The sequence below is a fragment of the Rhodococcus sp. NPDC060090 genome (assembly GCF_042729855.1).
GTDB lineage: Bacteria > Actinomycetota > Actinomycetes > Mycobacteriales > Mycobacteriaceae > Rhodococcus.
On the sequence record NZ_JBHWXB010000002.1, the window covers coordinates 344,901 to 358,404 of the forward strand.

Consider the following 13,504-nt stretch of genomic DNA (forward strand, 5'->3'; position numbering starts at 1 on the left):
CTGCTCTTGACATGGCCGGTGCGGCGGTGCAGTCTGATTCCAGAACAGAGAGCAGTGCTCACACTCAACGAAGGGCGGACACCATGTCGAAGCTCCATGTAGTCGCCGGCGCAGGACCGGTCGGCACCACCGTCGCGGAACAACTCGCCGCACAGGGTCATCGCGTCCGCGTCCTCACCCGCTCGGGAAGCGGACCCGACCACCCCGGCATCGAGCGCCTGCGCGTCGACGTCAACGACCCCCACGCCCTCGACGACGCGCTCACCGGCCCTGACGGCGACAGCGCCGTCGCGCTGTACCTGTGCATCCACGGTTCGGCCTATTCCGCCGAGGCGTGGAAAAGGGAACTGCCCGCCGCCGAACAGGTCGCACTCGACGCCGCCGGTCGCGTCGGTGCGGTCGTCGTGTTCCCCGAGAGCCTCTACTCGTACAGCTCGCCGCACGAGGTCATGACCGAGGACTCACCCCGCAACGCGACCCGAGGCAAACTCGGTGTGCGCGCCCGCCTGCTCGCCGCCCGCGACGCACACTCCACCCCGACGGTCAGCGTGGTCGCATCGGACTTCTTCGGACCTCACGTACTGAATGCCCACGCGGGCGAACGCATGGTCCCCACGGTTCTCGCCGGAAAGACCTCACGGGTACTCGGGTCAGCGGATACACCGCACTCGTTCACCTACGTTCCCGACCTCGCAGCCGCGATGATCGCCGCCGCAGGCAACGACGGAGTGTGGAACCGCGTGCTGCACGCACCCACCGCGCCCGCGGTGACGCAGCGCGAGCTGGCCACGGCCTTCACCACCGCCGCAGGAATACCTGCTCCGAAGGTGGGGACCATCCCCACCTGGGTCGTGCGTGCCGGTGCGGTCGTGAACAGCGACATGCGAGAGCTCGCAGAGACCGTCTACATGTTCACCGACCCGTTCGTCATGGACTCGAGCCGCACCGAAGCTGCGCTCGGCCTGTCTCCCACACCGCTCGCAGACGCCGCAGACACGACCGTCCGCTGGTGGCAGGACCGTGCCCGATAGGCCGCCTTCGACACCGTGCCCGGTAGGCCGCCTACCGCACAGATAGTCTCGGAGGTTGTGCAGGACTCGAAGCGGCAGGCGTGGCAATCGACGGTCTCCGCCCTCCGCGGATCGCCCGGCCTCGTACGCCTGACGATCGTCCGCTTCGCGAGCCAGTTCGGCGACGGCATGTTCCAGGCGGCCCTCGGCGGAGCGATCCTGTTCAATCCCGAACGGCACGCAGACCCCGTCGCCATCGCCGCGGGGTTCGCCGTTCTCCTCCTCCCGTACTCGGTGATCGGCCCGTTCGCCGGCGCGCTCCTCGATCGCTGGGACCGCCGACTCGTGCTGGTGTGGGCCAACGCGCTACGCGGCATGTTCATTCTTGCGGCCGCGACCGTGCTCCTCACCGGGGGTCCACAGACACCACTGATGTTGCTCGCACTCGCCGCCGTCGGAGTGAGTCGCTTCGTGCTCGCCGGAGTCTCGGCATCGCTCCCGCACGTGGTGCACCAATCCTGGCTCGTCCCGGTCAATTCCGTGCTCGCAACCGCGGGCTCCGTCGTCTCCGCCGCCGGCGCCGGAGCCGCGGTCACCACCATCGCTCTCGTCGGTGCCGGCGACCTCGGTTCCGGAATCGCCGTTGCGCTGGGAGCATCCGGGTCCGTGATCGGCGCAGTGGCAGCCGGAGGATTCGCCTACCATGCGCTGGGACCGGACGGCGCGCGACCGCGGGCGGTGGTACGCACCATCGTCGGGGGGCTGCGCACCGGAGCAACAGCGGTCTGGGAATTCCCCGGTGTCGCCGCCGCCATGATCGGAATCGGCGCACACCGCATCGTCTTCGGCATCGACACCCTGATCATGGTGCTCGTGCTCCGCGACACCGAACACGAGACGTCGCTGCCAGGTGGATTCGCCGGGTTCGGTGTCGCAGTCGCCGCCACCGCACTCGGCATGCTCGTCGCCGCGCTCGCCGCGCCGTTCCTCATCCCGCGACTCGGCCGGCCGCGCACCGTCACCCTCGGGTTGATCGTCGCGGCGGTAGTGCAACTCCTGTTCGTCACAACCGTGGCTCAGGGACCGCTACTCATCGCCGCTTTCCTGCTCGGAGTCGCGGGTCAGACGATCAAGCTCACCGGCGACGCGGCGATGCAGATCGATATCGACGACGCACGGCGCGGGCAGGTCTTCGCGTTGCAGGACACCGTATTCAACATCGCGTTCCTGGCCGCGATCGCGGCAGCGGCTTTCGTGGTGGCACCGGACGGCCGCACACCCGCACTTGCTGTGGCCGGTGCAGCGGTATACGTCCTCGGTGTGATCGGTGTGCTCGCGATCAGGCGCTATCGGATCGACAACAGGAGCTGATCACGCCGCCCGAATGATCATCGTGCCCGGTGGATCCGGATCTCGGTGGCCTTGATCACGAACCACACCGTCGCTCCCGGTTCGAGCGTCAGGTCGGCGGCTGCGGCCGTCGTGATCTCGGCCGTCAATCCTCCCGACGCGCGCACCAGAACCGTCGCGCCACGGGCCTCGAGCTCACCGACCTCGACGCGCAACGCATTCCGCGGACTTCCGTGCGGAGGCTCGGTGTAGACGGCGACCGCAGACGGCGGGAACACCGCGGCCGCCGCGGCGCCGGGGGTGCAGTCGTCGTCGGCGAGTCCTTGCACGACACCGACTTCCGTGACGAGACCATCGTCGCCGACTGTCCCGTCCAGCAGGTTCGTTCCGGCGATCCGTGCGCCGAACGCACTGCGTGGCCGGGTCAGGACCCGCGACGCGGTGCCGTCCTCGACGATGCGTCCGCCGTCGACGACGATCACACGATCGGCGAGAGCCAGCACATCGAGGGGATCATGTGTGACGATCAGCGCTGTACGACCCTCCTCGCGCAGCACCCTGCGCAGCAGCGATCGCACCGCGGGCGCGGTGGCGACATCGAGTGCGGCCATCGGTTCGTCGAGGAGGAGCAGTTCTGGATCCGCCGCAAGAGCCCGCGCGACCGCGATGCGCTGAGCCTGCCCACCCGAAAGTTGATGCGGTGTGCGATCGGCCAGTTCGACGGCGTCGACCGCCTTCAACCAGCGCATCGCGATCTCTCGTGCAGCGCGACGCCCCTTCCCGGCGCTGCGGGGCGCGAATGCCACGTTGTCGGCGGCGGTCAGGTGGGGAAACAGGAGTGCCTGTTGCGCAAGCAACGCGACCGAACGAGCGTAGGGAGGCACCGCGATGCCCGATTCGATGTCGGTGAGGACCCGGTCTCCCAGTTCGACGCGACCCCGGTCCGGCCGGAGTAGTCCGGAGATCACACCGAGCAGCGTGGACTTACCGGCTCCGTTCGGTCCGAGAACCGCGACGGTACTTCCCGCGTCCACCTCGAGATCCACGGTGAAGTCACGCATGTCGACGCTCGTCCGTACCTGCAGCCGGCTCACTGATCCGATCCTTTCGGGCGTCGCGAGTGCACGGCGACGACGATCACCAGAGCGACGACGATGAGCAGCAGCGACAAGGCCACCGCCGCATCGGGATCGGTCTCGCGTCTCAGATAGACCTCGAGGGGAAGTGTGCGTGTGGTGCCCTGCAGACTTCCTGCGAAGGTGAGGGTCGCGCCGAATTCACCGAGCGCGCGGGCGAATGCGAGGACCGCACCGGATGCGAGTCCGGGCAGCACGAGGGGCAGGGTGACGCGACGGAAGACCGTGGTGGGCCGGGCGCCGAGTGTCGCTGCGACGTTCTCGTATCGGTGTCCCGCTGTGCGCAAGGCACCTTCGAGGCTCATCACGAGGAACGGCAATGCGACGAATGTCTGCGCTACCACTACCGCAGTGGTGGAGAACGCGATGTTGATACCGAACACCTCGAGGTGTTCACCGATCAGACCGCGGCGACCATAGGTGTAGAGCAGGGCGATACCCCCGACCACCGGTGGCAGCACGAGTGGAAGAAGCACCAGCGCGCGTACCACCCGCAGACCCCGGAAGGTACTGCGCGCCAGCACCAGAGCCATGGGTATCCCCAGGGTTATGCACAGCAGTGTACTGAGTGACGCGGTCACGAGGCTGAGTTCGAGTGCGTCGAGCGAAGCCTCGGACGTGATCAGCGCGGGATAGTTCGCCCAGTCGACCGTGAGCAGCATCGCTGCCAACGGGACCGCGATGAAGGCGAACCCCACCGCGGCAGGCACGTACATCCACGACGGAATCCCCGTGGATGTGCGCGCCGCGCTCACGGTGCGCCGAATCCTGCCTCCGCGAGGATTGCACGACCCTGCTCTCCGGTGGCGAAGTCGACGAATTCCGCTGCCAGCTCGGCGTTGTCGGTGTCGGCGAGCCGGGCGATCGGATAGGTGTTGACCGCACCGGCGGATTCGGGGAACGGAATCGCGGTCACCGACTCACCCGCATCTTTCGCGTCGGTGACGTAGACGAGACCGGCATCTGCCTGCCCCGACGTGACCTTGCCGAGCACGTCGGTGACCGAGGATTCCTCCGAGACCGGGGTGAGGGTCGCACCGGAGGATTCTTCGACACGTTCGGTGGCCGCCCCGCACGGAACCTGTGGTGCACACACGACGACGGACAGGCCTTCGCGGGTGAGATCTTCCAGCGACGTGATGTTCTCGGGGTTCCCGGACTCGGTAACGATGGTGAGGACGTTGGTCGCGAAATCGCCGGGCTCACCCGCCGCGAGCCCCGCATCGACCACATCACCCATGGTCTTCGTGTCGGCCGCGGCGAAGACATCGGCCGGCGCGCCCTCCACGAGTTGCGTCACGAGTGACGACGACCCGGCGAACGAGAATTCCACGGTCACGCCAGGATTCGCTGCTTCGAACTGCTCACCGATCTCGGTGAACGTGTTCTGCAGAGATGCCGCTGCGAACACCGTCAGCGTCTCGGCGCCCGCCTCGGTGGAGTCGTTGCTCCCGCAGGATGTCAGAGCGAACGCACAGGCGATCGCCGCCGATGCTGCTACGACGACACGAGTCTTCATGCCTGCCCCCCGGGGGTCTCGACGATGACGTTGGTGGACTTGACGACGGCGACCGTGATGCTGCCCGGTTCGAGAGCTAGTTCCTCGACGGCCTCGGTACTCATCAGCGAGACGATCCGGTGGGGGCCGCATTGCATCTCCACCTGCGACATCACGGTGTCGGACACGACCCGGGTGACGAGGCCGACCAGGCGGTTGCGGGCAGAGCTGCCGACGCCCAGCAGATCGGGCGCCGCCGCGGCCTGGGAGCGAGCGAAGGCGGCGAGCTCGCCGCCATCGATCACCTTGCGTCCCGAATCGTCCTTGGTCGCCGACAGCAGGTCTTGATCGACCCAGCGCCGAACGGTGTCATCACTGACCCCGAGCAGCGTCGCGGCGTCCTTGATCCGCACATTCGTCATGAAATCGAAGATACTTCCGAATATGCGGAGATACAAGCGTGTCACTGACGCAGTGCACCCCCGGCATCCCGCGGCTGCCGGTCCCGACCCGTCATGTCTCCTGCGCGAGTCCGCTGCTGCAGCCCTGTCGGGAAGATCTTGACCCGCGCTTTCTCATCGTGCCCGTCGGTTCCATACCCGTCGACCCTATGTGAGGGATCGGCGAGCACCGGTGCCGCGTGCGCCTCGACGAGGTCGTCGTTCTCACCCGTCCACTGCGCGACAGCGGCTTCCCGCAGACGGTCCTCGCGGTTCGGGGCGAGTAGCAGCGCAGCGATGGGCGCTGCGAGCACAGCGATACCGATCACGAAGGCCGGGAACAGAAGTGACAGCACCGTCTGTCCGGCGGGTTCCGGCGCGCTCGCATCGACCGTGGCGTTCACTCCGGCCATACCCGTGTAGTGCAGCGCCACGACAGCGCATCCCATGATCAGTGCCGCGGCGGCCCGAGCAACGAGACGTTCCGCCACACCGGCGAGCCACAGCGCGGCTGTGGACGCGACGATACCGATGACGACCGAGGCCACCACGAAAGCCTGATCGTGATCGATCGTCCCCCTGATCCGGATCGCGGCCATACCGCTGTAGTGCATGAAGCTGACGGCCAGGCCCATCACCAGGCCGCCCACTGCAAGCGGGACACCGCGAGGCACCCGCGTTTTCCATCCGGCACGTGAGTCCACAACCCAGAGCCCGAACAGCGTCGCGCCGACCGCGAGCACGATGGAGAACAACGTCGGTGCGAGGGCATATCGGATCGTGGAGCCCGGTACCGCGAATCCCATCATCCCGATGAAGTGCATCAACCAGATCCCCACGCCACCGATGGCGAGCGACGCCATGGCGAGCCACCACATTCTGGCGTTCTTGCGTTCATCCTTGAAGGACTGACGCACGCAGGACAGACCCACGTACGATCCGACGACCGACGTGAGGTAGGCCAGGAAGAAGACCCACATCCCCATCGAGAAATGGTGCAGTTCGTGCGACATCCGTATCTCCGTACGGCACGCCGAATCGATGTCCCAAATCCGGATGGGACGTGCCGCACCGACCGAACGAGACCGCACCAAGTCCCCGACGCGGCGCTGACCACGCTACCTCACATCACAGTTCCATAACCCTGCCGCATAGATTCGATCACAAAAACGACGGTCCCACAGCCCTATTCAGGACTCGGGTCCGGAATCTCGTCCGGCTTGTATGCGGGGAGCCGCGAGGCCGGGAGGATCGCGACGGCGCTGACTCCGGCAAGGATCAGCAGCCCGGTCTTGAGCGCCCTCAGTCTGGCATCGGTATTGATCTGGACGGCTGCGTCGATCACCGCAGGTGAGGCACTCGTCTCACCGAGCACCGCCCGAAGTTGGTCGTTGCTCACGAAGTTGACGTCGTCGAGGTCGACCTCCGCGACCACGGACTCCGGTATCTCGACATCGTTGGCCACCGACTGAGCGACATTGAGCCCGAGGATCGTCACCAGCATCGCTCCCGCAACCGCGGTGCCCACGGCAGACGCCAAGTTCTGGGCTGTTCCCCGGATGGAGCCCACGTCTCCCGCCAACTCCTTGGGAGCCGACGTGACGAGCACATTGAACACCAGGGTGACCAGCGCCCCTTGGCCCACCCCGAAGACGATCAGACCCGCGATGGTCGGCAGGGTTTCCCAGTCGTTCGTGACGACGAACGCCAACCAGATCAGTGCGGCGGTCGTCAGACCGAACGAGAACATCCCGATCGCCCGGGGACTGAAGCGCTTGTAGAAACGCACGATCAAAGTGGCGGTGACGAACACCGTGAGATTGAACGGCATCATCGCCAGCGAGGTGTCGAACGCCGACCGCCCCTGAACGATCTGGATGTACAACGGCACGGTGAAATTCAGTGCGGCTTCCAGCGCGACCACCACGAACATCGCATAGAGCGCAGCGCGTTCACGGGAGGAGCCGATCACAGACAGGCTCACCAGGGGAACCTTGCCGATACGCACTCGCTGTCGCGTCCACACCAGGAAGGCCTGACCGAGAACGACGCCGAGGACGATGAGGATCGGTGCCGGCGACAAGCCGACGACGTCGAACGGCGCACCCTCACGCGCGATGAGCAGACCCCAGCCGTTGAGATTGTTGAACCCCAGGGTCAGCACCACGATCGCGACGCCGATCAGCATCGCGGCGACCACGTCGATCTCGACCGACGAATTACCCCGATCGGAGCGAAGGGTGAAGCTGAAGACGAACACCGCGACCGCAATTGCCAGCACGATCCCGAACACCGGACGCCACCCGACGGTCGCGCCGAGCGCACCACCGATGAGGAATGCACTCATCCCGGAGAATGCGCGGGCCGATCCCAGCGAACCGATGGCAGTCTCCTGCTGGCTACCGTGATAGTTCTCCGCGATCAACGCAACCAGTGCCGGAACGATGATCGCCGCCGACATCCCCGCGAGTGCCTGCGCTGCGATGACGAACTCGATGGTCGGCGCGAAGATCATCATCAACGAGGAACCCGCGAACATGACGACGACGATGCGGAACACGAGAACCCATCCGAAACGATGGCCGAGTTTCGCACCGAGCATCACCAGCGCGGCAACACCGATCCCGTACATGACGATGGCAGTACTCACTGCCGTCGGTGGCGCACCGAAATCGTCGACCATGCCACCGATGGACACCGGCAATGCAGCCACATTGAACGACATCAGGATCTGCCCGAGGAACAGCCCGATCATCGGCAGCCACGAGTTGTGCTGTTCGACCGTCGCCGTGTCGTGTCCGGTGCTCATCGGCGGATTCCTTTCTGTCGAGAATGTGCAGCGGAAGCAAATATGTTCAGGCCCAGCACCCTCGACAGATATGCAGTCGCCCGCTGGCCTCGAATGCTGTTTCCTGCGGAGTCGAGGAGCGGTGAGAACACGCCGATTCCGCACTTGCCGGGCGCAATCGACACGATGCCGCCCGCAACGCCCGATTTGGCAGGCAACCCGATTTCGAAGAGCCATTCCCCGGAGCGCTCGTACAGCCCTGTCGCAGACAGAACGGCCAGCGTGTCGCGGCATACTCCGGGCGGGACGACTCTCCTACCGGTGAGCGGGTTGACGCCGCCGTCCGCGAGGGTTGCGCCCATGACCGCGAGGTCCTGGGCATCGACCTTCAGCGAGCACTGCTTCGTGTAGACATCGACGACCTCGTCGGGATCGAGTGCGACTCGCCCATAGCTCGCGAGCAACTGAGCAATCGCGCGGTTGCGCTGATTCGACTCGGATTCGGACCGGTGGACGCCGTCGTCGAGTTCCAGTGGTCGCCCTGCGAACTCGGACAATCCCGTCAGGATCGCGTCCCATCGCTCGTCCGCAGACGCGCCCGGTACAAGAGCTGTCGTTGCCAGCGCCCCCGCATTGACCATGGGGTTCATCGGGTGTCCGTCGTTGAGTTCGATCGCGATGACGGAATTGAAGGCCGCCCCGGAGTTGTTCACCCCGACGCGTTCGCGGACGAGTTCGTGCCCGAGTTCCTGGCATGCGAGGGCGTAGACGAATGCCTTGGAGATCGACTGGATCGAGAACTCGACACGCGTGTCGCCGGACGCATGAACACCGCCGTCCACACCCACCACGCACACACCGAATCGATCGGGGTCGGCCTCGGCGAGTGCCGGAATGTACTCGGCCACCGCGCCGTCCCCGACAGCCCGGTAGCGCCGATACGCAGCCTCGACGAGCGAATCCACCTCGTTCCATTCGGGCAGATCACCTGTGGATACTTCCTGTGAAACGTCCCCGACCCCGAGTTGCACTGCACTTCTCCCCGAATCATCGGCGCCACATGTGTTCCGAAACGGACTGTAGACGGATCGAATACGGCTCGAGGGGGAAACGAGCCGATCTTGATGGGGAACTCGAGATCGTTCAGTACACGTCGCGCACGTAACGCTTCTCCGCGACGAGTCCGTCGACATATGCCGTGGCCTGGTCCTGGTCGAGCCGGCCGTGTGCCTGCACCACATCGCGCAGTGCCGCGTCCACGTCCTTCGCCATCCGCGCCGCGTCACCGCACACGTAGAAGTGGGCGCCGTCCTCGAGCCACCGCCACAGCAGCGCACCGTGTTCGCGCATGCGATCCTGCACGTAGACCTTCTGTCGCTGATCCCGGGAGAAGGCAAGGTCGAGTTCGGTGAGGAAACCGTCCGAATGCATCGCCTCGATCTCATCCCGGTACAGATAGTCGGTGTCGATTCGCTGGTCGCCGAAGAACAGCCAATTACGACCCGTGTGGCCCGACTCCCGACGATCGTGGAGGAACGCTCGGAACGGCGCAATTCCCGTCCCCGGCCCCACCATGATCATCGGCGTATCCGGCGACGACGGCGGCCGGAAATGGTTGCTGCGCTGCACGAAGATCGGGATGTCCGCGCCCTTGCTGTGATCGGCGAGAAAACTCGAGCACACTCCTGCACGCCCTCGCCCGTCGTTGTTGTACCGCACCACCGACACCGTCAGTTGCACTTCCCGAGGATCGATCTTCGGGCTCGACGAGATGGAGTACATGCGCGGCTGGAGGCGCTCGAGCAACGGCAGCCATTCGTCCAGTGGCGCTTTGAACGGATATTCGGCGATCACGTCCATTGCCTGCTTACCCCACAGCCACCGCTGCAACTCGAGCTTGTTGCCCGGCCGAAGGCGCTTTGCGAGCTCGGCACTTCCGGTCTGCTGCTGCACGAACTTCAACAGATCGGGTGTCACCCTGGTGATGTCGAGATGTCGTGTCGCCGCCTCGCGCAGCGGGATCGTCGGAAGACCCGCGATCTCGGTGGGCGTCTCTGCATCGAGCACGGTGACCTGCAGCCACTCGTCCACGGTGTCCGGGCCATTGGTGGGCACCACACCGAGCGCGTCGCCTGCACTGTATTCGAAGTCCGGGTCGAACAGCTCGAAGCCGAACTGGCACACCTCCTTCGATGAACCCGTACCGCTGAGTCGCACATTGCGAGTGAGTCGGGTGATCAGCGGAGACCGCCGCGAGTAGACCGGAACCGCAGGCACCGAAGTGGTGACCACTTCTCGCGCAGGCGCGATGGTGCCACCGAGGTGCGATTCGAGATCGCCGAGCCACTGCGCCGACCGTTCCTCGAAATCGGGTTCGCAGTCGACCCGGGGGAGAAGCGGAATCGCACCGAGCTCGGTCAGCCGCTCGTCGAGTTTTCTCCCGAAACCACAGAAGTCGTCGAAGCTGGAATCGCCGAACGCGAGAACCGCGTACTTCAGATCGGTGAGACGAGGAGAATCATCGCCGTTCAGCGACTTCCAGAATCTGCCACCACTGTCCGGCGCCTCTCCGTCCCCGAAAGTACTCGCGACGATGACCAGAGTCGAAATATCCTCCAATGCAGAATTATCCAGCTCGTTCAACGACATCGAGCGCACTGCACATCCCGCAGACCGCAGGCGCTCGACGCACGTTCTCGCGAATTCCTCGGCGTTGCCGGTCTGCGATGCCCACGCCACCACAACCGGTGTCCCGTCCGGCTCAGGAACAGGATCGACGGACTCGGATCCCCGTGAATAGACGCCCGCAAGCACACCCTCGATCCAGGCGCGCTTCTGGGCAGAGAACGGCGCCGACGCCGGAAGCACCGGAACTCCACCGAGCTCGCTCGAGCGGATCCCGGCGAGCATGCCCGACAGGTAGATTCGTTCGGTCTCGTCGAGCATGGGTGGTGCGATGTCGCCGAGGCCGATCACGGACGAGACACGGTCTGCGGGGTCTGCGGGGTCTGCGACAACCTCCTCCGGTGTCTCCACCTTCACCAATGCGACCGCACACACCTTGAATTCGGGCTGGTGCGACACCGGGTCGGTCGCATCATTGGTGACGGCATTGATGGTGAGGCCTTCGCCGAACTTGTCGTTCCAGTGGAACGGCGCGAAACAGCTGCCCGGAGTCACCCGGTCGGTGACCACCGCGGGCAGTACCGCACGACCACGGCGGGAGGTGATCTCGACGCGATCGCCGTCGACGATCGCCAGTCGCGTCGCGTCGTCCGGGTTGATCTCGACGAACGGTCCGGGCTCGAGCTTGTTGAGCTTGGCGACCCGGCCGGTCTTCGTCAGGGTGTGCCATTGGTGCTGTACCCGTCCGGTGTTGAGGATCAGCGGGAAGTCGTCGTCGGGGAGTTCGGCGGCAGGCACGTGCGGACGCGGAAAGAACCGGGCCCGTCCGTCGGGAGTCGCGAAGGCGAAGCGCGGGACCGTGCCGTCTCCGTGTACGAGCCGAGGACGAACGGTCCCGTCGTTGAGATAGCGGATGGGATTGCGGTCGGCGGCGCCGGGCGGACACGGCCATTGCACGGGTTCCTCGCGCAATCGGTCGTAGGTGACTCCGCGCAGGTCGTATCCGGTGTCCGGGTTCGCGAATCCGGCGATCTCGTCGAAGATCTCGTCGGAGCTGGAGTAGTCGAAAGCGCTTCCGAATCCCATCTCGGTGGCGATCCGCGCGATGATCTCCCAGTCGGGCAGCGCGTCGCCCACGGGGTCGACCGCCTGCCCGATGAGATTCAGGGTTCGATCGGAACCGACGGTCACGTAGTCGGATTCGGACCACAGAGCTCCGGGCAGCAAGACATCTGCGTAATCCGCTGTCTCCGTCTCGGCAAAACTGTCCTGCAGGACTATGAGTTCGACCCTCTCGAGACCCTCGAGGACGGTCCTCCGATTGGGTACGGTCGCAACAGGGTTGGTGCAGATGATCCAGCAGGCCTTGATCTCGCCGGCCGCCATCTTCTCGAACATGTCGATCGTGCCGGTACCCACCTCGGTGCGCAGCGTGCCGCGCGGTACACCCCACCGATCTTCGACGAACACACGATCCGCCTCCGACAGCACACTGCGTTGACCGGGCAGACCCGGCCCCATGTAACCCATTTCGCGTCCGCCCATGGCGTTGGGCTGGCCGGTGAGGGAGAACGGGCCGCTACCGGTGCGACAGATCGCGCCGGTAGCGAGATGCAGATTGCAGATCGCGTTGGTGTTCCACGTGCCGTGGGTGCTCTGGTTGAGTCCCATCGTCCAGCAACTCATCCAGTTGCCTGCCTCCCCGATCCACTGCGCTGCGGTGCGGATGTCGGCTTCGTCGATTCCCGTGATCTCCGCGACCACGTCCGGAGGGTAGTCGGCGAGGAATTCCTCCATCGCGTCCCAGCCGTCGGTGTATTCGTCGATGAATTCCCGATCCACCTGGCCGTTTTCGACGATGAGGTGCAGCAGACCGTTGAGGAGGGCGAGGTCGGTTCCCGGGAAGATCCGCAGGAACAGGTCGGCCTTGTCGGCCGTCGCGGTGCGCCGAGGGTCGACGACGATCAGCTTCGCTCCGGTCTTGACGCGATCCATCATCCGCAGGAAAAGGATCGGATGGCAGTCGGCCATGTTGGAGCCGGTCACGAAGAACACGTCGGCGTGGTCGAAGTCCTCGTACGATCCCGGTGGCCCGTCGGATCCGAGCGACTGCTTGTATCCGGTGCCTGCGCCCGCCATGCACAACCGCGAGTTCGATTCGATGCCGTTGGTACCGATGAATCCCTTCGCCAGTTTGTTCGCCAGGTACTGCGACTCGAGAGACATCTGCCCCGACACGTAGATCGCGACCGCGTCGGGACCGTGTTCGTCGATGATGGCGTTCAGGCGGCGCGCGGTGTCGGCAATTGCCGTCCCGAGCGCGATCGGGACGGGATCGGCACCGCGTTCGGGGCGCACGCGCGCGGTCTCGAGTCGCCCGCCCCCGGCGAGCATCGCGGCGCTCGTGGCGCCTTTCGTGCACAGACGACCCCTGTTGGTGGGGTGCTCCTTGTCTCCGTATGCCTCGAGGACACGCCTCGTTCCGGTGCTCGGGTCGATACCGACCTCGAGCACCATCCCGCATCCCACGCCGCAATACGAGCAGGCGGTTCTCACCTTTGTGATCACGTCCTGCATTCCCAGCTCCTGCCCGGCGCCGTCTCGTGAATGGCCCGGTGTCCATGCTGCGGACGCGGTGTTGCGGGAGGATCAAACGC

At 65.3% G+C, this 13,504-nt stretch carries 10 protein-coding genes; 2 read left to right on the forward strand and 8 right to left on the reverse strand.

The window, feature by feature from the left end; genetic code table 11:
- Positions 1-83: 83 nt before the first annotated feature.
- Together ACFWCF_RS04030 and ACFWCF_RS04035 are read left to right on the forward strand one after the other, a co-directional pair.
- Positions 84-1,031 (forward strand): NAD-dependent epimerase/dehydratase family protein, encoded by a 948-nt coding sequence (locus ACFWCF_RS04030; RefSeq protein ID WP_378557462.1) that lies wholly within the window; start codon positions 84-86, stop codon positions 1,029-1,031.
- Positions 1,032-1,088: 57 nt separating this feature from the next.
- Positions 1,089-2,381, forward strand: coding sequence for an MFS transporter (locus ACFWCF_RS04035; protein ID WP_378557465.1), 1,293 nt, complete (start codon positions 1,089-1,091; stop codon positions 2,379-2,381).
- A gap of 17 nt (positions 2,382-2,398) precedes the next feature.
- On the opposite strand, the gene ACFWCF_RS04040 is transcribed toward ACFWCF_RS04035, so the two are convergent.
- The 8 genes from ACFWCF_RS04040 to ACFWCF_RS04075 form a co-directional block, all read right to left on the reverse strand.
- The gene (locus ACFWCF_RS04040) at positions 2,399-3,454 is read right to left on the reverse strand and encodes a sulfate/molybdate ABC transporter ATP-binding protein (protein WP_378557468.1); all 1,056 of its coding nucleotides are present in this window, start codon (positions 3,452-3,454) and stop codon (positions 2,399-2,401) included.
- On the reverse strand, positions 3,451-4,212 hold the full coding sequence (locus tag ACFWCF_RS04045; RefSeq protein WP_378557730.1) for an ABC transporter permease: 762 nt from the start codon (positions 4,210-4,212) through the stop codon (positions 3,451-3,453). The genes ACFWCF_RS04040 and ACFWCF_RS04045 overlap by 4 nt, the downstream gene beginning before the upstream one ends.
- 35 nt (positions 4,213-4,247) lie before the next feature.
- Positions 4,248-5,015: a molybdate ABC transporter substrate-binding protein gene (modA, locus tag ACFWCF_RS04050; RefSeq protein WP_378557470.1), complete on the reverse strand. Its 768-nt coding sequence runs from the start codon at positions 5,013-5,015 to the stop codon at positions 4,248-4,250.
- Positions 5,012-5,416, reverse strand: a complete 405-nt coding sequence (locus ACFWCF_RS04055; protein ID WP_378557472.1) for a molybdopterin-binding protein — start codon at positions 5,414-5,416, stop codon at positions 5,012-5,014. The genes modA and ACFWCF_RS04055 overlap by 4 nt, the downstream gene beginning before the upstream one ends.
- A gap of 41 nt (positions 5,417-5,457) precedes the next feature.
- Complete coding sequence (locus ACFWCF_RS04060) at positions 5,458-6,447, reverse strand: MHYT domain-containing protein (protein WP_378557475.1); 990 nt, start codon at positions 6,445-6,447, stop codon at positions 5,458-5,460.
- A gap of 173 nt (positions 6,448-6,620) precedes the next feature.
- Positions 6,621-8,243, reverse strand: coding sequence for an MFS transporter (locus tag ACFWCF_RS04065; RefSeq protein ID WP_378557477.1), 1,623 nt, complete (start codon positions 8,241-8,243; stop codon positions 6,621-6,623).
- Entirely contained in the window at positions 8,240-9,253 is a 1,014-nt protein-coding gene (gene glsA, locus ACFWCF_RS04070) for a glutaminase A (protein WP_378557479.1), read from the reverse strand. Before glsA ends, ACFWCF_RS04065 begins: the two co-directional genes overlap by 4 nt.
- A 112-nt stretch (positions 9,254-9,365) precedes the next feature.
- Positions 9,366-13,424, reverse strand: coding sequence for a molybdopterin-dependent oxidoreductase (locus tag ACFWCF_RS04075; RefSeq protein WP_378557482.1), 4,059 nt, complete (start codon positions 13,422-13,424; stop codon positions 9,366-9,368).
- Positions 13,425-13,504: the final 80 nt, after the last annotated feature.

Coding starts and splice junctions, on each gene's coding strand:
- ACFWCF_RS04030 (WP_378557462.1), top strand. CDS start 84: ATGTCGAAGCTCCATGTAGTCGCCGGCGCAGGACCGGTCGGCACCACC.
- ACFWCF_RS04045 (WP_378557730.1), bottom strand. CDS start 4,212: ATGTACGTGCCTGCCGCGGTGGGGTTCGCCTTCATCGCGGTCCCGTTG.
- modA (WP_378557470.1), bottom strand. CDS start 5,015: ATGAAGACTCGTGTCGTCGTAGCAGCATCGGCGGCGATCGCCTGTGCG.
- ACFWCF_RS04055 (WP_378557472.1), bottom strand. CDS start 5,416: ATGACGAATGTGCGGATCAAGGACGCCGCGACGCTGCTCGGGGTCAGT.
- ACFWCF_RS04060 (WP_378557475.1), bottom strand. CDS start 6,447: ATGTCGCACGAACTGCACCATTTCTCGATGGGGATGTGGGTCTTCTTC.
- ACFWCF_RS04065 (WP_378557477.1), bottom strand. CDS start 8,243: ATGAGCACCGGACACGACACGGCGACGGTCGAACAGCACAACTCGTGG.
- ACFWCF_RS04075 (WP_378557482.1), bottom strand. CDS start 13,424: ATGCAGGACGTGATCACAAAGGTGAGAACCGCCTGCTCGTATTGCGGC.